An 18,243-nucleotide genomic window follows, 5' to 3' on the forward strand; every position below is an offset into this window, starting at 1 on the left:
TCAGGCCTCGACGACCTCGACGTTGACGACGTCCTCGATCACGGGGTTGGACAGCAGGGTTTCGGCTGCCTCGCGGGCCTGGGCCAGGATTGCGTCGGTCACCTCGCCGTCAACAGTCAGTTCAAAACGCTTGCCCTGGCGGACAGAGCTAAAGCTGGTGAAGCCCAGACGGGGGAGCGCACCCACGATGGCCTTCCCCTGCGGGTCCAGAATCTCGGGCTTGGGCATGACGTCAACAACGATCCGGGGCATCCGGCAACTCCTGTGCGTGAGCATTGGGTAAGGGCGCAGCGGAGTCACGCCGTCTTACGCCGTTCCAGTTGGGGACATGCTTTGCAACAGTGTGGACGGGCGCTCCGCGAGCTTGCCAGCCCATTCTACCGGCCGGAGCGCTTGACCCAGTATTCGGTGGGCGCCGTCACTGTCATCAGGATGGGGGCCCGCTTCAAGGAGGGATGAACGACGGTGGCTCTGGCACTGCGGGTGCCGCGTCACTAGGATGGCGGAATGGCTGAGAAATCGAAATCACTGCTGTTGCCGTTCGTCGCCGCGGCGGTTTTTGCCGGGCTGGGCCGGATGGTCTTCCAGAAAATCCTCGCGGACAAGGCGGCCCGGGAAAACCGTGTGGCCGGCCCCGTCGACGAAAAGACCCGGCAATGGATCAGCGAGGTTGTCCGCACGCCACGCGAGGCTCCGCGCGAATAGGGCCACCCGAACACAGGCTTACTAAGGGCACCCCCGTCAAGGGGAGTGCCCTTTTTTGTGCCCTTTTGTGCCCGATCAGTCAGGAGAGACGCGGACGCCCCAGCCGGGGCCACCCGCTCCGGCCTCCGCAGTGAGCGCCTAGAATTAGGAGATGGCCCCGGCCGTTTCCAATCTGCCCGCCTCCTGGGCGCGAGTACTCACCTGACACTATTCGGAGTGCGTATGACTGACTCAAAACACGCTGTGTGTCCTATGTCATATTGAGCTATCAGTCTGTACTGTTTGAATTCGCTGGTCTCATCGCATTACAAGATCTGTAATACGGTTTTGCCGTTCCAGCTTCTTCATACCGGCAACGTGGCCGGCCCGTTTCCTCGTGAAAGGTGTAGTCGCTCGTGAAATCAACTGGAAAGCGCCCCATGCAGGGCGGGGGACTAAGGAAGGCGACGGCATTGGCCGTTGGCCTCCCGCTGCTCCTCACCTCGCTGGCGATGAGCCCCGCTACCGCGGCGCCCGCCGGGCCGGACACGGCAATATCAGCAAAGAACACTGCTGCCACAGAGTACAAGGACGGCCGCTATATCGTGGTTCTCGCAGCCAAGGCTGCAGCGGCCTACGAGGGTGAAACTCCCGGGCTGATGGCCACCAAGCCACAGAGCGGGCGGAAGCTCGATGCGGGCAGTCCCAGCTACCAGGCCTACGACGCCCACCTGCGTAAGGTCCAGCGTGAAGTGGCCGCGGAACAGGGCGTGACACCGGCCAAGCAGTTCACTGCCGCCCTCAACGGCTTTACCGCCGAACTGAGCGCAACCCAGGCCTCCGAGCTGTCCAAGGACGCCCGGGTCCTGACGGTTTCGCCCGACGTCGAAAACGCCCCTGACTACACCACCACCGATTTCCTGAAGCTCACCGGAGCCGAAGGCGCGTGGGCAACAAAGTTCGGCGGTGAGGCCAACGCCGGCAAGGGTGTTGTGGTGGGTGTGATCGATTCCGGCTACGCCCCGGACAACCCCTTCCTGCAGGGCGAGCCGGTCCAGCCCCTCAGCGGAAAGGCCCAGGTGGGGGTGCCGTACCGCACCGGCGACGGAAAGATCGCCATGCTCAAAGCCGACGGCACCACCTTCATCGGCGAATGCGAGAAGGGCGAGGGCACCGGGGCGGCGTTCGACGGAACACTGTGCAACTCAAAGGTCATCAGCGCCAGGTACTTCGCCGATGCCTTCCTGCAGTTCGTTCCCGCCGCCAACCGCGCACCCGAGGAACTCATCTCCCCGGTGGACGTGGGAAGCCACGGCACCCACACGGCCACCACGGCTGCCGGCAACGCCAACATTGAACAGGTCCTCGACGGCGTGAGCTTCGGCAAGAGCTCCGGTGTGGCACCTGCGGCAAAGGTCTCCGTCTACAAGATCTGCTGGGAAGACAACGATCCGGCAACAGGAGGCTGCTACTCCTCCGCCTCCATCGACGCAATCGACACCGCCATCAAGGACGGCGTTGACGTGCTGAACTACTCGATTTCCGGTAACACGAACAGCACCACCGACCCAGTGGCCCTGGCCTTCCTGAACGCTGCTGCAGCCGGCGTTTTCGTGGCCGCCTCTGCCGGGAACTCCGGTCCGGCGGAGTCCACCGTCAACCACGCTTCCCCGTGGCTGACCACCGTGGCTGCCTCCACGTTCCCCAGCGACCTGCAGGGAACTGTCAAGGTATCGGACGGCACCATGTACCGCGGCGCCTCAATCATGAAGTCTGAAGTTACGGACACGCCCGTAGTGGTTGCCGCTGCGGCCGCTGCTGCCGGCGTCACGAACGCGAACCTGTGCGGCCCCGGCACGCTGGACCCGGCAAAGGTTGCCGGCAAGGTGGTTGTCTGTGACCGCGGTGTTGTGGACCGGACGGCCAAGAGCCTCGAGGTCCAGAACAAGGGCGGCGTTGGCATGATCCTGGTCAACCTTGCCAACAGCTCCGAGGACGCCGATAACCACGTCCTCCCCACAGTCCACGTGAACGCTCCCAAGGGACCTGAACTGAAGGCCAAGCTGGCCGCCAACACGGCGCTCACCGTCAGCCTCGTCAAGGGCGACCTCACCGGAGATCCGCAGGCTCCTGCTCCCCAGGTGGCCGGGTTCTCCTCCAGGGGCCCCGGCCTGGCCTCCGGTGGTGACCTGCTGAAGCCGGACATTTCCGCGCCCGGCGTCAACGTCCTGGCCGGCGTATCAACAATCGGAAACGCCGGCGAGCAGTTCGGCTTCATGTCAGGCACGTCCATGGCAGCTCCCCACATCGCCGGGTTCGGTGCGCTGGTGCTCAGCAAGCAGCCGCAGTGGAGCCCCGCCATGGTCAAGTCCGCCATGATGACCACCGCCTACCCGCTGCTCAATGCAGACGGAACACCCAATACAAACCCGTTCGACGGCGGGGCAGGCCACATTGATTCGCTGCGGGTGCTTGATCCCGGCCTGGTCTACAACTCGGGCATCAAGGACTGGCTGGGCTTCCTTAACGGCCAGGGAGTGGAAACCGGCGCACCGCAGGCCGGCACGGTCGCAGCCAAGGACCTGAACCTCCCCTCCATTGCCCTCGGCAGCCTGGTGGGCGAAGTCCAGGTCAAGCGCCAGCTGACCGCCCTGGTCCCCGGAATGTACCGGCCCGAGGTCAACATGCCGGGCTTCAACGTCCAGGTGGAGCCCAAGTCGCTGAACTTCTCCAAGGCAGGCCAGACGCGCGAGGTCACCCTCACCATCCGGAATGTCAGTGCACCCGTAGGCGAGTTCACTACCGGCTCCCTGACCTGGAAGGGCCCCCGCTCGGTCAGCTCGCCGATAGCCATCCGGCCCGTTGACGCGCAGATCGCCCCGTCCTTCTCCTTCAGTTCCGCCACAGGTACGGGCACCGGAACCATGGACCTGGTGTCCGGCTCCGACAAGCCCATCGGCGTGAGCGTGGAGGGGCTTGCACCGGTCAGCCAGACCGGCATCAACAAGCTTCCGGGCGCTTATGCGGCCAAGAACGACGCACACAACGCCGTCGTGGCCGTCAAGATTCCCGAAGGCGCCACCTTCGCCCGCCTCGGCGTGCAGGCAGAAACGAACGACGTCGACTGGGACATGGTGGTTTATGCCCCCAACGGAACGGGCGGCCAGGTGGCCACCCAGGTTGCCACCGCTGCAGCCAGTGAGTTCCTGGAACTCGAGTCACCGAAGGCGGGAACGTACTACATCGTGGCCAACCTGTACTCCACCCCCGGTGGAGGGGCGGCCAACGCGGCGATCCAAGCCGTTTCGTTCTCCGGTGATGCCAGGAACCTGACGGTCAACCCGAACCCGATTGTGGCGCCGAACGGAACGGCCACGGCAGCCACCCTGAACTGGTCCGGACTGTCGGAGGGCGCTTACGCGTCCCGCCTTAGCCTGGGCGAAAACGGCATCCGGACCTGGGTCAACGTCCAGGTGGGCGCTGGAACAGCCCCGGCTCCGGCCGGCGCCCCGGCCATGGCCACCATCGACGGGATCCCCGGCGTGTAGTGCACAACGCGTAGCACTACCTTTACGCAACAGAAGCAGCATGAAACGTCCCGGTCAGCTGAGCTGGCCGGGACGTTTTCATGTCCAGGAACCGCCTGTTGATCGTCCGGTTCCCCGGGCTCCGCCGAGGAGCGGGGCCAGGGCCTTCCAGCGGGCAATCTCGCACCCATCGGTCCTCTTGAAAGTCGCAGTGACCTCCCGGCCGTGGAAGGTCCCGGTGACCAAGGCAACCTGCGGTCCGCCGTACTGCTGCGTGCACAGTTTGGGCGGCCCTGGCTGGGGAAAGAAAATGTCCTCGCCGAACCGCTCCACCGCTTCCAATGCGGCGTCCGGGTCCGGCAGCGTGGATTCTTCCTTGGCTCGGCCATTCTCAGCAACGAGCCGGAAAACATACTCTTCCGCGTCCGGTTCCTCCCTGAGCCTGATGGTCAGGTTAAGGGGATCTGGCGCGTGGATATCGGTGGAGTCCAGGTGATTCACTGCCTTTCGGATATTGTGAGCGGCGCCAACGCGGCGGCCAGCCGGCCGCGGAGTTCCGCAGCCTCAGCGGCGAAGGCGCGCTGATGCTCCACGTAGGCGGCCTTGCCGTCGGCCGTCTCAATCCTGATGGCAGGATAGCCCCACTCCTCAAGATCGTACGGGGACGCCTGCATGTCCATGGCCCTGATCCGCCAGGACAGCTCAAAACAGTCCATTACCAGTTCACTGGGCAGCGCCGGCAGGAGCTTATAGGCCCACTTATAGAGGTCCATGTTGGCGTGCAGGCACCCCGGCTGTTCCATGTGCCGCTGGTTCTCGCGGCTGGGTGCCAGCTCATTGAGCGCGGTGGCGTCCGGCGTGTAGAAACGGAAGGCATCGAAATGCGAACACCTGATCCGGTTGTCCTCCACCACCCGATCGGTTCCCGCCGAACCCAGCCGCAGCTTCAGGTACTCGTGGCGCAGATCGAACTTGTCCTGGCGGTAGACCATGGCCCATTCATGCAACCCGAAGCAGCCGAACTGGGCAGGCCGCGCCGCAGTTCCGCGGAGGATGATCTCCGCAAAGGTCACTGCTTCCTGCCGGTCGGCCAAGAACTTTCCACGGTCAAAGGTGACCGCCCCGCTACCCGCCGCCAGCCCGAGTGAGGCGAGTTCGCCGTCGTCGAGCGTTCTGTAATGCTTCCAGCCGTTGCGGGCAACAGCCCGCTCACCGGAAAGTACGACGCCGGCGCCAGGGTGCCAGCGCAGCAGCTGGCCGGGTTTTTGGGTGTAGTAAGTGAAGAGAAAGTCCTCGACCGGGTGCTTCCGGCCCGCTGAACGGCGGGCGAGGTAGGGATCGGCGTAACGGCGGACGCGTTGGGCGTGCGAGTCTTCGCGCTCCTGCCAGGCACCGGCCGTCAGCAGGCTAAGCTGCTCCACCGGTGGCACCCAGAACGTCCTCGGCTGCGTTCCAGGCGCCGATTTCGCAGCCGTTGGTCCGGGCGAAGGCGGCATCCACGGGGGTTTCGTCCACGATCCCGGTGACAGTAGCCTGCTGCGGCCCGCCGTACTGCTCGGTGCAGGCCTGTGCAGTACTCATGGTGCCCGGGCTGAGGAGGGCGGCGTTGTTCTTGAGGGCCGCGCACGCAGCTTCCGGATTGGGGTGCTGGCTCTCAGCGGTGGGCAGGCCATCGCGGCAGACCAGGGTGTAGTTCAGATCCGGTTCTTCAGGGGAGGGCTTGACCATGATCGAGAGTTCGGCATTCCCGGCCCCTGGTCCGGCGGAAGGCGCCGGCGGGGCCGACGGCGAGGGTGCCGGAACGGACGTCTCAGTGTCAGGGGAGGGCGAATCGGTGCCGCTTGGGGCGGTGCTCACCGGCGAGCTCGTGGTGGGGCTGGCGGACGGTGTGGCGGTGCCGTCGGGACCCGCTGTGCAGGCAGCCAGCCCGGCCACGGCCAGGACCGCCAGCAACGGGCGTAGTGTTCGCAGCCTGAGTGTCGGCAAGCGCATGAACCCTCCTAGGTTGCTGCCATTTTACGCCGTTGGGCTGTCAGGACCGGACACCGGGGTGCCTGCTGCCTGCTGCCCCGCCTTCTTGCCCGCCGGCTTGCCCGCCCGCCTGCCCGTCCGCTTGCCCGCCGGCGGCGGTGGCGGCAATGAGCCCCATCATGGATTTGTGCAGCTGGCTGACCTGGTCCCGGGTCAGTCCCAGGCGCTCCATCATGGTGCCCGGGACCGCGAGGGCCTGCTGGCGCAACGCGGCGCCGGCGGGGGTCAGGCCCACTGCCAGGGCGCGTTCGTTTCCGTCCACTCGCTGGCGGGTGATGAATCCTGCTTCCTCAAGCCGCCGGAGCAGGGGGGAGATGGTGGCAGGTGCCTGGGCCAGGGCGTCACTGATGCTGCGCAGGGTGCGCGGCGCCGTTTCCCAGAGGCACAGCATCACCAAATATTGCGGGTGGGTCAGTCCCAACCTGTCCAGCACCGGTTTGTAGGCGCCCACCACGCTCCGGGAGGCCACAGTCAGGGCAAAACAGAGCTGCTGCTCCAGCAGGAGGTCGTTGTCCTGCTGCTCGGCAGCGCCGGCGATGGCGGTCATCACAGTCCTCCAAATAATTAGTGCACTAATTGTTAGCGTACACTGGTGTCAGGAATCCGTTCTATCGAAGGGTCGCTTTCATGGGTAAGGACAGCGCAGCAGGGCGCGAAAACGCGTCGCAGCGGTTCATGCGCGCAACGGGAAAGTTGCGGGCCATCTTCGGCCCGGCCAACCGCAGCTCGCTGGTGCATGACATGACCGAGGAGAACAAGCGACTGCTTGCCCAGCGCGAAGTCGAAACCCAGCAGTGGGAAACCCTGCGCCGCCCCGACGGCAGTACCTACGTGGTGCCGAAGAACCCCGAAGACCAGTCCCTCCGCTGAGTCCCACAACCCCTTTATCCTGCTAACCCGCGGGGGCGGTTTCGCGTCCCCGGGCGTAAAATAAGGGCACTGGCTCCAGTTAAGGCTGGAGGCTCTTTTCGCCCGGGATGCGGGAAGGGGGTGGAAATATGGCACATGCACTCAGCGGTTTCATGAACGTCACTGAGAGGCTGCGTTTCGTCTTCGGGCCGGCAACGCGCCTGGACACAGAAGCTCCGGTGGTACACAAGCACGACGAGTTTGAGCAGGCCTCAGAGGAAGAACTTTCCCACTTCGTCGTGGAAACTGACTCAGAAGGCCACCACTACGCAGTCCGCCGCGAAGAGCTCGGCAAATGACCTGAAACAGAAGCAACGCGGGGTCATTTTCTGCCTGACAACCCAAGGTTATCGGGCAAGGAAATGACCCCGCGTTGCTGTAGCGCGTGTGGCAGAGGTGCGTTTAGCGGCCCGTTCCGCCGTAGACCGTTGCCTCGTTCTCGCTGTCGAGATCGAATGCGTTGTGAATGGCGCGGACGGCGTCGTCGAGCAGGTTGGCGTGGGTCACCACGGAGATGCGGATTTCCGAGGTCGAGATCATGTTGATGTTGATTCCGGCGTTGGACAGGGCCTTGAAGAAGGTTGCCGAAACGCCGGGGTGCGAACGCATTCCGGCGCCGATCAGTGACAGCTTGCCGATCTGTTCGTTGTATTCGATGTTCTCGAAGCCGATTTCTTCCTGCGCTGCCTTCAGGGCGGCCAGGGCGTCGGCGCCTTCCACGATGGGCAGCGTGAAGGAAATGTCAGTCCGGCCGGTGCCGTGCGTGGAGACGTTCTGCACGATCATGTCGATGTTGGAGTGGGCGTCCGCGATGACCTGGAAAATGGCGGCGGCCTTGCCGGGGATGTCCGGAACGCCCACCACGGTGACCTTGGCTTCGGAACGGTCGTGTGCAACGCCGGAGATGATTGGCTGCTCCAAGGCAACTCCCTCTTGAGTGGTGATCTTGTCGTCGGCGCTGGGAATGACCCAGGTGCCTTCGTTCTGGCTGAATGAGGACCGGACGTGCAGCGGAACGCCGAACCGGCGCGCGTACTCGACGCAGCGCAGGTGCAGGATTTTTGCGCCCGAGGCGGCGAGTTCCAGCATTTCCTCGCTGGAGATGGTGTCAATCTTCTGGGCGGACGGGACCACCCGAGGGTCCGCGGTGTAAATGCCGTCGACGTCGGTGTAGATCTCGCAGACATCGGCGTCGAGGGCTGCCGCCAGGGCGACGGCGGTGGTGTCCGAGCCGCCGCGGCCGAGCGTGGTGATTTCGTGGGTGGTCCGGCTCATGCCCTGGAAGCCGGCGACGATGGCGATGTGGCCCTTGTCCAGCGAGGTACGGATGCGGTGGGGATCGACGTCGATGATCCTGGCCTTGCCGTGGATGCCATCGGTGATCATGCCGGCCTGGGAGCCCGTGAAGGACTGGGCCGAGGCGCCGAACTTGTTGATGGCCATGGCCAGCAGGGCCATCGAGATGCGTTCGCCGGCGGAGAGCAGCATGTCCATCTCGCGGGCGGGCGCGGAGTCCGTCACCTGGGCGGCGAGGTCCAGCAGCTCGTCGGTGGTGTCACCCATGGCGGAGACCACCACCACCACTTCGTTGCCGGCCCGCTGCGCATCCACCACGCGCTTTGCGACGCGCTTGATGCCGTCGGCGTCAGACACGGAGGAACCGCCGAACTTCTGCACGATCAGCTGTTTGGTAACGCCGCGGGGCGGTTCCTGCGGCTGCGTTGCTGCGTGCACTTCGGTAGTGGGCGTACTCATGCGCGTACCTTCACTGGATTCAATCGGAGTTCGGGATGCCAGGCACAGCCCTTGAGGGCGCGACGGCGTGACTTTCAGTCCAGTTTATCGCCGCAGGCAGCGGGGCGTTGAATTGTGACCGAATCTCAGCCGTGTGCCCGCCCCGCGGGTCACATAGCGGGACTACGCTCAGATAGTCAGTATGCATGCCACGGTGGGGGGACAGGTGCTCGGAGTATGACTGCAAATCAGGACGAGATGGACGTGCCGGCGGAACCGGAACAGCGCGAGGATGGCGGCATCACCGCCACCGCGGTCAGCCGGAGCTTCGGGCAGGTCCACGCCGTCGAACTCATGGATTTCCATGCGCCGGCCGGAAAAGTCACGGCCCTTATCGGCCCCAACGGCGCCGGCAAAACGACACTGCTGCTGATGCTGGCCTCACTGCTGGCGCCCGATTCCGGCACCATCACCGTGGCTGGGCTTGATCCGCAGCACCACCGTGCCCAGGTGCGGAGCAGGATCGGTTGGATGCCTGACACCCTGGGTGTCTGGGAATCGCTGACGGCCCGCGAGATCCTCACCCAGATGGCGCGTTTCTACCAGCTGCCCAAGGACGGAATCACGCAGCGGGTCGCCGAAATGCTGGACCGGGTCCGCTTGACCGACCTCGCCGACCAGCCGGCCCGTGTCCTGTCCAGGGGACAGCAGCAGCGGCTCAGCCTGGCCCGCGCCCTGATCCACGATCCCTCCGTCCTGCTCCTCGACGAGCCCGCGTCCGGACTTGACCCCGGATCGCGGGTGGAGCTGCGGGTGATGTTGCGCCAGCTGGCCGCGGAAGGGAAAGCGATTGTTGTCTCTTCCCACGTGCTGAGCGAGCTTGACGAAATTGCCGACGCCGCCGTCTTCGTCAACCGGGGACGGACCGTCCGGCACCAGACCACGGAGGAGGCCGCGGCTGCGGGCCGCCGCTACGCCATCACGGCCGCGGACGCCGCGGCACTCGCCGCCAAGCTCACGGATCTGGGACTCACCTTCCGGGTTGAGGACGGCCGGCGGCCTGCCATCAGCCTGCTGCTGCTGAACGACGACGCCGCCGCCCGCCTGCTGCGCGACCTGGTGCTCGCCGGCGTGGTGGTCACCTCTTTCGCACCCGCCTCGGGTGCCTTGGAAGAGACGTACATGAATCTTGAGGGGGAGCGGCGATGAGCCAGCCGACAGTGACGATGAAGCCGCCGGCCCATGGCCGGGCAGGCGGCTATTTCGCGGGTATCCGCGACGTGGTGGTCCTTGAGCTCAAGCAGCGGCTCCGGTCCCGCGGCTGGTACATCATGCTGGCGATCTGGTTTATTTTGACCGGCCTGGTGACCTGGCTGACGTGGGCCGGCTGGAATGCCCAGCGCGAAACCCAGCGGACCTATGGCGGTTTCAATCCGGCCGAGACGGCCGGCCCGGGATCCATGATCTTCGAAGTGGTCCTGGCTTTTGTGCTCCTCTTCGCGCTCCTGGTGGCCCCTGCACTGTCCGCCAACGCGGTTAACGGCGACCGTGCCGGCGGCACGCTGGCCATCCTGCAGGTGACACTGCTCCGTCCCGGCCAGATCCTCTGGGGCAAGTTCCTGGCGGCCTGGTTCGCGGCGCTGGCGTTCCTCGTCGCCAGCACGCCGTTCCTGGTGATCGGGGTGGCCTTGGGCGGCATGACTCCCGGCCATGTTCTGGTTGCCCTGCTGATGCTCGCCGTTGAGGTCGGAGTGGTGTGCGCCATCGGCGTCGGCATTTCCGCCCTCGCCGGCAGGCCGCTGTTCTCCATTGTGGTGACGTATCTCGCCGTGGCCGGGCTGGTATTCGGCTCCCTGATTTCCTTCGGGCTCGGCACCGGACTCTCGCAGGGCACCATCATGGCGAACCAGGCGCAGTACCGCGGCTACTCTGCCCTCGAGCGGATGCCCCAGGAGGGGGAAGTTTCCTCAACAACCCGGGAGCCTGAATTCACCTGCTCCGGTCCGTTGGTGGCGCAGCCTGCCGTGCATACCGAGAGGGTGGCGTGGATGCTGTCCATGAACCCGTACGTGGTGGTAGCCGACGCCATCCCGTACCCGGTCCGGGCCACCACTAACTTCGGATCGCCCCAGGGGGCCATCGAATCGATCAGCCAGGCTGCGCGCTATGCCATGGCCGGTCCCGAAGGCACCTACCCGTGCGCGAATGGTGAGGCGAAGCCGCGTTACCTGGCGCAGGAAACTCCATTGTGGCCGCTGGGACTGGGGCTGCAGTTGCTCCTGGCTGGCTTGCTGCTGTGGCTCGGATGGCGTTCCCTGCGCACACCGGCGCACAGGCTGGCCCGGGGAACCCGCATCGCCTAGCGCCGCAGGCGAGTCAGCCTGGTGGCCTATCCGGCCGGTCCAGCCTGAACATCAGCAGCGGGAAGCCTTTGCCGCCGGCCGGCTGATCGGTCAGGGCCGTGTCCTTCCGGAACCCGAGGCTCCGGAGGAGCCTGATGGACGGCGTGTTCGGTTCGTAGACGCCTGCCACTATCGCACTGATGCCTGAGCCTGTGAAGAGCCAGTCCACCAGGGCCGCTGCTGCCTCGCGGCCGTACCCCTGGTGCTGGTGATCGGGGTGCAGGACGTAGGCCAACGCGGCGTGGTGGGCGGGATGCCTGCCGGGGGCCAGCACGCCGGCAGGGGAGAGCTCTGCGGTGTTCCAGGTCCGGGCATCGCCCACCACTTCCCCGGACTCCCGCAGGACGATAGCCCAGCTGTGGTTAAACCATGGGGGAGTGGACGCCTCGCTCAATGCCAGTGCCGCTGCCAACCGTTCGCGGTTTTCCTCCTCCGTGAGGGGGCCGTGGGAGAGGTAGGTGGTGGCTGCGGAGTTGCCGCGGAACCGGTGGATGGCAGCCGCGTCCGAACCACGGATCAGCCGCAGTGCCAGCCGTGCGGTGACCAGCGGTCCGGTCCCGTCCAAGATCACGCCCTAATCACGTCCTCCCGATAGTTACGTGAGCGCGTTCCGGCGGCCCTCGAAGGCGCGGCCCAGGGTGACCTCGTCTGCGTACTCAAGGTCTCCTCCCACTGGCAACCCGGATGCGAGGCGGGTAACCACAATTCCGATGGACTTCAGCATCCGCGCAAGATAGGTGGCCGTCGCCTCGCCCTCAAGGTTGGGGTCGGTTGCGATGATGACTTCCTGGATGGCGCCGTCGTTCAGCCTGGTCAGGAGCTCCCGGATCCGGAGCTGCTCGGGTCCCACCCCGGCGATGGGGTTGATCGCCCCGCCGAGCACGTGGTACCGGCCCCTGAACGAACGGGTGCGCTCCACAGCCAGGACGTCCTTGGACTCCTCCACCACGCAGATGACTGAGGGGTCCCGCCGTGGGTCGCGGCAAATGTTGCACAGCTCCTGCTCTGTGACGTTTCCGCAGGCCGTGCAGAACTTCACGCGCTCTTTCACGGTGGTGATCGCCTCCACGAGGCGTTTCATGTCCTGCGGGTCTGCTTCGAGGATATGGAAGGCCAGCCGTTGGGCGGACTTGGGACCGACACCCGGAAGGCGTCCGAGCTCGTCGATCAGCTCCTGGACTGCACCTTCGTACACGTTTTCCTCTTTTGGGTTGGCTTGGAGATGGATGACGCTGTGGACTCCGCTGTACCGGTGTGCAGCGGAGCTGCCGGCCTAGAACCGGGGAGGAAGGGGGCTGCCGTCCGGGGACCGCTCCTCGATCAGCTTTCCGCCCAGAATACGCTCGACGGCGGCGCGTCCGAACACACCGGACTCTTCGATGGTTTCGTCGTCCGCGCTGGGGATGTCCTGCACCAGTGCAGCGACGGCCCGGGCCGGAGCCTTGGCGCGTCCGGCCTCCGCTTCAGGGCTGTTGGACAGCCGCTGGTACAGGCTTTGCCTTGCGGCTGCCGCTGAGGCATTTGCAGCCGGGGCAGGATGAAGGGGTGCCGAAGGAGCCACAGCCGAGGCCATGGCGTACTCGCGGACTTCTGCAGGCTCCGGCTCCTGCGCGGGGCTTTCTCCACCCCCATGCGACGGTGGCTGCGCTGCAAGGGTGTCTTGGCCGTTGCTCGCTGCTGCGCCGCCGCCGGGCACTGACCATGCAGGGTTGGCTGTGACGTATTCAGTTGCCTGCCCGGCCGCTTGTTCGGCTGGTAGGCCGGCTTCACTGGGAAGCAGGCCCCAGCTGGCATCGGCTTCGGACAGGCCGGTTACCCGGGAGGGCTGCGGGACCTGGGCAGTTGCGGGCTCGTAGCTGGGCGCCGGGGCGGGGGTGAAGTCTTCCGCGGGCGGCTCTTCCCGTTTCTTGCCCACGTTGGTCTCTGAGCCGATGACCCAGACGCCAGGCGCCTGCTCGACGGCACGCGCCCACGGATCGGCGGCGGCGTCAGCCTGGGCGGGTGGCACCGTAGAAGTGGAAGTGAAAGCAGAAGCAGAAGCAGAAGCAGAAGCAGAAGCAGAAGCAGAAGCAGAAGCAGGTGCGGAGTGTGGGCTGGTTCGGGGCGCCTTTTTGCCGGCCTGTGAGGGGGCAGTCGCCTGCGAGGGCCCGACCTTCGATGGGGAACGTTGGGGTTCAGCAGCACTGGACGGGTCCCAGTCCATGGGAGGTTCCTCGTCCAGCGGGGGAGCATCTTCGTCCCGCGGGGGACCCCAATCGTCGTCCGAGTAGGCAAAGGATCCATCAGTGGATGCAGCCGGTTGGGACGCGGCCGGATGCGTTGGGGACGACTCCGCCTGCGACTGCTGCTCCTGCGGACCGGGTGCCGATGCCACCGGTTGATCGGTACCCAGGGCCACAGCCAGTGGGGCGGCATTCTGGGCGGACGCTTCCGTCTGGGACTCCAAGGACTCCGGGGCGGCAGCGGGTTGCTTTGTTGCATCGGCAGGTGCCGGAGCGGGGGGAACAGCCGCAATGGCAGGCGCCGGGGCTGGATTAACCGTCGGAACGGGAGATTCCGGAGCGGGGGGCGCAGCCGGAGCGGAAGATACCGGAACGGGGTCAATCGTGGGAACTGAAGGTGCCTGCGGAGCTGTTGCGGCCGGTACTGGTGCCGCGCCTGCGGGGGCCAGGCCCCAGGCTACGTCCGCGGAACTGGCCGGAGTTTCGGGGTTAGCGGGCGCTTTTGGGTTTGGCTCAGAGCTCGCTGGGCTGCTGGTGCCGCCGGCCACGGCGGTGATCTGGCAGTCGATGCCCACGGTTTTGTGGATTGCCTGCCGCAGGTTCTCAGAATGATCGGCACGGCCGAATGCTCCGGCCAACCCTGTGGTGGTGAACGCGAGAGTGAGGACCTGGCCGTCAAAAGCGCCGACCTGGGCATTGGGCTCCACCAGTGCCCATGTGCTGCGCTTGATCTTGGACAGTGTCTGCAGGACCTCTGGCCAGGCGCGGCGCATGATTTCGACGTCGCCGCTCGCCGCAGGCCCGGCAGTGGCGGGGGCTGCTGCTGCCGCCGGAGCAGGGGCCTGGATGCCCGTTGGCTGATTGCCAGCGGTCTGGGGTCCTGCTGCGGGTGTCGCCGCGGCAGGCGGCGCGGCAGGGGAAAGACTCGCAGCCGGTACATGTTTGGTTGCCGGGGGAGCGGCAGGCATGGTCCCGGCAGCGGGTCGCTGGTCGCGATCAGCGGGACGGACCGGACTAGGTGCGGCAGAAGCCGGGCGGCCGCTTCCGGACTCCTCGACGGGCCAGTCGCTGGTGCTGACCCTGGGCGCAGTCAGCGTGGGGCGGGACTCGCTCGGGGAGGCAGCCTGCGGGGCGGCAGGGGCGCCGGCAGCGGTGGCCGCACCGGCCGGAACCGGCGAGGTGGGCTGTGCCGCAGCCGGAGTTGCTGGGATGGGTGCGTCGATTGGTGAAGGCGCGCCCTGCGCCGCATCACGATGGACCACGTCACCCTGAACGGCCTCAGCGGGCACGGTGTGACGCGGCGGGGCCTCAGCGGGCACGGTGTGACGCGGCGGGGCCTCTGCGGGCACGGTGTGACGCGGCGGGGCCTCCGCGGGCGCAGCAGGACCGGCGGCCCGCGCCGGGACGGAAGCGCCGGCGTCGTTCCCGGCGTAATTCAGGCGCCGCTCCACCCGGTCAATGCGGGCTGCAATGCCGCGTTCGGTCTGTTCTGAGCTGGGCAGCAGGATGCGGGCGCAGAGGAGCTCGAGATGAAGGCGCGGCGACGTGGCACCGGTCATCTCGGTCAGCGCCGTGTTGGTCACATCAGCGGCCCGTGAGAGTTCTGCGGCGCCCAGGTTGTGCGCCTGGTTCTGGAGCCGGGCGATCTGGTCCGCGGGCATGCCGCGCAAGATGACCTGCGCACTTTCAGGCATGGCCTGGACAACGATCAGGTCGCGGAAGCGTTCCAGCAGGTCCTCAACAAACCGCCGGGGATCGTGGCCGGTCTGAATGACGCGGTCCACAGCCCGGAACACCGTTGCGGCGTCGGAAGCGGCAATGGCCTCCACGACGTCGTCAAGCAGCGAGGCGTGGGTGTAGCCGAGGAGGGCTACGGCCAGCTCGTAATCCAGGCCGCTGGGCCCGGCGCCGGCCATCAGCTGGTCCAGCACTGACAGGGAATCGCGCACGGAACCGCCGCCGGCCCGGACCACCAGCGAGAGCACGCCGGGGGCAACCGGAACGTTCTCCTGGTTACAGAGCAGTTCGAGGTACGCCATCAGCGGTTCCGGCGGTACCAGCCGGAACGGGTAATGGTGGGTCCTGGAACGGATGGTGCCGATGACTTTGTCCGGCTCCGTGGTGGCGAAGATGAACTTGATGTGCTCCGGCGGCTCTTCAACGATCTTCAGGAGGGCGTTGAAGCCGGCAGACGTGACCATGTGGGCCTCGTCAATGATGAAGATCTTGTAGCGGTCCCGCACCGGGGCGTAGGTTGCGCGCTCGCGGAGATCCCGGGCGTCGTCCACGCCACCGTGACTGGCGGCGTCGATCTCGATGACGTCCAGCGAGCCGGAACCGCCGCGGGCAAGTTCAACGCAGCTGGGGCAGGTTCCGCAGGGGGTGTCCGTGGGGCCCTGTGCACAGTTAAGGCAGCGGGCCAGAATTCGTGCCGAGGTTGTCTTTCCGCAGCCGCGCGGGCCGGAGAAAAGGTAGGCGTGGTTGACGCGGTTTTTGCGCAGGGCCGTCATCAGCGGCTCTGTGACATGTTCCTGCCCGATAACGTCAGCGAAGGAGTCCGGACGGTACCTGCGGTAAAGGGCGGTGGTAGTAACAGTCACGAGAAAACCCTACCAATCGGGGCCGACAATCAGGATCCCTCGCCGGCGGTGGCCCTGTGGTCACCTTGTGGGGGAAGAGTAAAGACCCCCCATGCACCCGCCAGAGCCCGTTTACCCTTGCTACCTTCCGGTCCTGGGGGAGTTCAACAGGATGACGCCACATGAGGGGCCGCAGACAAGTTTACCCGAAGATTCGGAATGGTCCGGACGTCACCGGCCGGCCCCCTGGGAGGTTAGCGCCAGCCGTCCACCGGCCAGCTCATAAAAGCGGGTTCCTCGTACGGGTGGGCGGCGCGCAGGGCCAGCACAACGGCGTCGAGCAACCCTTCCTCCACAACGCATTCGATCCTGTCCTCCACCACGGTGGCGGCACGCCCTTCCCCGCCAATAAAAGGCGTTGCCCCGGCGTGCGGCGTGAAGTGGCCGGTCCCGGAGGTGACGAAGGAGCAGTGCGAGTAGTTGCCGAGCCGGCCTGCTCCAGCATCGCCGATTGCTGCGAGCAGCAGGTCGGTGTGGGTGGCCGGGACGTAAATCACCAGGGCGTTCAGGCGCGTCATTGCTTCATGGTGCCAGTAACTGCGGGTGTCAACACCCACTTTTCATTGCTAATCAGGCGGGCAGGCCTGATCATGGGTATGTACACCGATTGGGGCAATCTCAAGATTGTGAGCTGCGGGGCCTGGCGCGAAGGCCGGACCCGGCAGCTCAACGGGTACCGGTGGAATGGGCGCGTTGGGGGCGTCCATTTTGGCGTTAACGCGCAGAGCCGTTTCCTCAGCCCGCTGTGGCGGCAGGGCGCGGGGCGTCAATTGGGCGAAGCCGAAAAGTTCAGGTAGTCTAGTGTCTGCTTTTGATTCAGAAGCAGCTGGAGAATTCGCCTAGCGGCCTATGGCGCACGCCTGGAACGCGTGTTGGGTTAACGCCCTCGGGGGTTCAAATCCCCCATTCTCCGCGCAATCAATCCCGGTCCTGACCTACGTCAGGGCCGGGATTTTGCATTTCCGGGCATAGCCGTCTGCCGAAACAAAAGCGTTCCAGGCGGCAGTGACCTTGTCAGGTGTCGAAGTGGTAGCCGAGGCGCCTGAGCCGCTCGCGGGCAGCAAGTTCGCTGGGTCCGCGCCGTCCCAGCGCCAGGCGGACGACGCCGAGAGCCGCCTTGGTGGCGAACCGCACCGGCAGGGGTAACGGCCCCACGGAGGGCACGCGCAGGCCAAGCATCCGGCGGTACTTTGGCTCGAGGCTGTACACGGCGCCTGCGAACATCACCCGGTAGCCCGGGCGCAGCAGCGGATGCAACGGCGGATTCCGGATGAACTCAACAGTTTCTGCGAGCCGGCTGTCTGCCCGGAGCTCACCGGCGTCGTACCAGCGGTCCAGTTGCTGCCGCATCTCCGCTTCGGTGAGGGGCGGATCCTCCACCCCCATCAGCCGCCCCGCCTGGGCCCACTCGCGGACGTAGGCATCCGGGCCACCCGGGATGGGGCCGCCCCAGATTTTGTGGGCCGACAGGAAGGCATCAACGAAAGCGATGTGGACCCACCGAGCCAGATCGGGATCGTTGGCCGAGTAGCTTCGCTGCATCCCGTGGCCGTTGGTGAAGCTGCCCTGCACGGGCTCGTGCAGGCGCCGAAGCCGCGCCGACGCTTCCTCTGCGGCAGCCTTCGAGCCGTACGTCACGGTGAAGATCCAGCGGATGGTCCGGGCAAGCCTGCCCAGGGGATCGTCCCGGAAGGCCGAATGCTCGTGGACTCCGGCCAACGCGGCAGGATGCAGGGCCTGCATCAGGAGCGCGCGGATCCCGGCAACGATGGTCGGCATGGAGCCGTGCACCGCCCACACCGCGGAACCCGGCAGGTGATAGCCGGGGTCATCCCCTTCGGCAAGGCGCGGAACCCACGGCGGCGGGCCATCAGTGCTGCCGGTAAACGCACGCTTCAGTTCGCCCTGCCATTCCCTGAGGAGGTTGCGCATACCCCCATTCTGTCCCAGATTTGCTGCCCCAATGATGGCCCTGCGCAGGTGACCACAAAATATCCACACCGCTTGGACGCCGGGGTTCACAGGGTCCGTCCGATGTGGTGCTATGGGAGAGTACGCCTGTTCCGACTGGGGTCCGGCGGGTCTATCCGGGAGT

Annotated in this window: 17 protein-coding genes, 1 tRNA gene and 1 other RNA gene; 7 read left to right on the forward strand and 12 right to left on the reverse strand. The window is 65.9% G+C overall.

Annotated features, from left to right (window positions below; all coding sequences use genetic code 11):
* The gene (gene purS, locus ACP7AX_RS13635) at window positions 1–252 is read right to left on the reverse strand and encodes a phosphoribosylformylglycinamidine synthase subunit PurS (protein ID WP_056631212.1); all 252 of its coding nucleotides are present in this window, start codon (window positions 250–252) and stop codon (window positions 1–3) included.
* A 255-nt stretch (window positions 253–507) separates the two neighbouring features.
* Between purS and ACP7AX_RS13640 the strand changes: the two genes are divergently transcribed.
* Together ACP7AX_RS13640 and ACP7AX_RS13645 are read left to right on the forward strand one after the other, a co-directional pair.
* Window positions 508–705, forward strand: a complete 198-nt coding sequence (locus ACP7AX_RS13640; protein ID WP_131684584.1) for a hypothetical protein — start codon at window positions 508–510, stop codon at window positions 703–705.
* Between the two features lie 419 nt (window positions 706–1,124).
* A complete protein-coding gene (locus ACP7AX_RS13645) occupies window positions 1,125–4,232 on the forward strand; it encodes a S8 family serine peptidase (RefSeq protein WP_426227064.1) in 3,108 nt (1,035 codons plus the stop codon).
* Between the two features lie 78 nt (window positions 4,233–4,310).
* Here ACP7AX_RS13645 and ACP7AX_RS13650 read toward each other — a convergent pair whose 3' ends face one another.
* From ACP7AX_RS13650 to ACP7AX_RS13665, 4 genes are read right to left on the reverse strand one after another with little or no spacing between them, the layout of a single operon-like run.
* Window positions 4,311–4,703 (reverse strand): serine protease inhibitor, encoded by a 393-nt coding sequence (locus tag ACP7AX_RS13650; RefSeq protein WP_426227066.1) that lies wholly within the window; start codon window positions 4,701–4,703, stop codon window positions 4,311–4,313.
* A gap of 5 nt (window positions 4,704–4,708) precedes the next feature.
* Window positions 4,709–5,641, reverse strand: a complete 933-nt coding sequence (locus tag ACP7AX_RS13655; protein WP_426227002.1) for a 3-methyladenine DNA glycosylase — start codon at window positions 5,639–5,641, stop codon at window positions 4,709–4,711.
* Window positions 5,619–6,203, reverse strand: a complete 585-nt coding sequence (locus ACP7AX_RS13660) for a serine protease inhibitor (RefSeq protein ID WP_426227004.1) — start codon at window positions 6,201–6,203, stop codon at window positions 5,619–5,621. Before ACP7AX_RS13660 ends, ACP7AX_RS13655 begins: the two co-directional genes overlap by 23 nt.
* A gap of 40 nt (window positions 6,204–6,243) precedes the next feature.
* A complete protein-coding gene (locus ACP7AX_RS13665; RefSeq protein ID WP_426227006.1) occupies window positions 6,244–6,789 on the reverse strand; it encodes a MarR family winged helix-turn-helix transcriptional regulator in 546 nt (181 codons plus the stop codon).
* 80 nt (window positions 6,790–6,869) lie between these two features.
* On the opposite strand from ACP7AX_RS13665, the gene ACP7AX_RS13670 reads away from it, so the two are divergent.
* Window positions 6,870–7,112 (forward strand): hypothetical protein, encoded by a 243-nt coding sequence (locus ACP7AX_RS13670; RefSeq protein WP_426227008.1) that lies wholly within the window; start codon window positions 6,870–6,872, stop codon window positions 7,110–7,112.
* A 128-nt stretch (window positions 7,113–7,240) separates the two neighbouring features.
* Window positions 7,241–7,450 (forward strand): hypothetical protein, encoded by a 210-nt coding sequence (locus ACP7AX_RS13675; protein WP_426227009.1) that lies wholly within the window; start codon window positions 7,241–7,243, stop codon window positions 7,448–7,450.
* Between the two features lie 103 nt (window positions 7,451–7,553).
* On the opposite strand, the gene ACP7AX_RS13680 is transcribed toward ACP7AX_RS13675, so the two are convergent.
* On the reverse strand, window positions 7,554–8,906 hold the full coding sequence (locus ACP7AX_RS13680; RefSeq protein WP_426227011.1) for an aspartate kinase: 1,353 nt from the start codon (window positions 8,904–8,906) through the stop codon (window positions 7,554–7,556).
* A 216-nt stretch (window positions 8,907–9,122) separates the two neighbouring features.
* Between ACP7AX_RS13680 and ACP7AX_RS13685 the strand changes: the two genes are divergently transcribed.
* Entirely contained in the window at window positions 9,123–10,094 is a 972-nt protein-coding gene (locus tag ACP7AX_RS13685; RefSeq protein ID WP_426227013.1) for an ABC transporter ATP-binding protein, read from the forward strand.
* Window positions 10,091–11,248, forward strand: a complete 1,158-nt coding sequence (locus ACP7AX_RS13690; RefSeq protein ID WP_131684577.1) for an ABC transporter permease subunit — start codon at window positions 10,091–10,093, stop codon at window positions 11,246–11,248. Before ACP7AX_RS13685 ends, ACP7AX_RS13690 begins: the two co-directional genes overlap by 4 nt.
* 13 nt (window positions 11,249–11,261) lie before the next feature.
* On the opposite strand, the gene ACP7AX_RS13695 is transcribed toward ACP7AX_RS13690, so the two are convergent.
* The 5 genes from ACP7AX_RS13695 to ACP7AX_RS13715 all read right to left on the reverse strand — a co-directional run bounded on the left by ACP7AX_RS13695 (window position 11,262) and on the right by ACP7AX_RS13715 (window position 16,666).
* Window positions 11,262–11,858, reverse strand: a complete 597-nt coding sequence (locus ACP7AX_RS13695) for a GNAT family N-acetyltransferase (RefSeq protein ID WP_426227016.1) — start codon at window positions 11,856–11,858, stop codon at window positions 11,262–11,264.
* Window positions 11,859–11,882: 24 nt separating this feature from the next.
* Window positions 11,883–12,482, reverse strand: coding sequence for a recombination mediator RecR (gene recR, locus ACP7AX_RS13700; RefSeq protein WP_131684575.1), 600 nt, complete (start codon window positions 12,480–12,482; stop codon window positions 11,883–11,885).
* 78 nt (window positions 12,483–12,560) lie between these two features.
* A complete protein-coding gene (locus ACP7AX_RS13705; RefSeq protein WP_426227019.1) occupies window positions 12,561–16,109 on the reverse strand; it encodes a DNA polymerase III subunit gamma and tau in 3,549 nt (1,182 codons plus the stop codon).
* A gap of 77 nt (window positions 16,110–16,186) precedes the next feature.
* An RNA gene (ffs, locus tag ACP7AX_RS13710) (signal recognition particle sRNA small type) lies at window positions 16,187–16,283 on the reverse strand.
* 59 nt (window positions 16,284–16,342) lie between these two features.
* Complete coding sequence (locus ACP7AX_RS13715; RefSeq protein WP_426227021.1) at window positions 16,343–16,666, reverse strand: hypothetical protein; 324 nt, start codon at window positions 16,664–16,666, stop codon at window positions 16,343–16,345.
* A 310-nt stretch (window positions 16,667–16,976) separates the two neighbouring features.
* Between ACP7AX_RS13715 and ACP7AX_RS13720 the strand changes: the two genes are divergently transcribed.
* Window positions 16,977–17,061: transfer RNA gene (locus tag ACP7AX_RS13720), tRNA-Ser, on the forward strand.
* Window positions 17,062–17,162: 101 nt separating this feature from the next.
* Here the strand turns inward: ACP7AX_RS13720 and ACP7AX_RS13725 are convergent.
* Window positions 17,163–18,080 (reverse strand): oxygenase MpaB family protein, encoded by a 918-nt coding sequence (locus tag ACP7AX_RS13725; RefSeq protein ID WP_426227023.1) that lies wholly within the window; start codon window positions 18,078–18,080, stop codon window positions 17,163–17,165.
* Window positions 18,081–18,243: the final 163 nt, after the last annotated feature.

Origin of the sequence: Pseudarthrobacter sp. DSP2-3-2b1 (genome assembly GCF_049895945.1) — a bacterium.
In the GTDB taxonomy this organism is placed as follows: domain Bacteria; phylum Actinomycetota; class Actinomycetes; order Actinomycetales; family Micrococcaceae; genus Arthrobacter.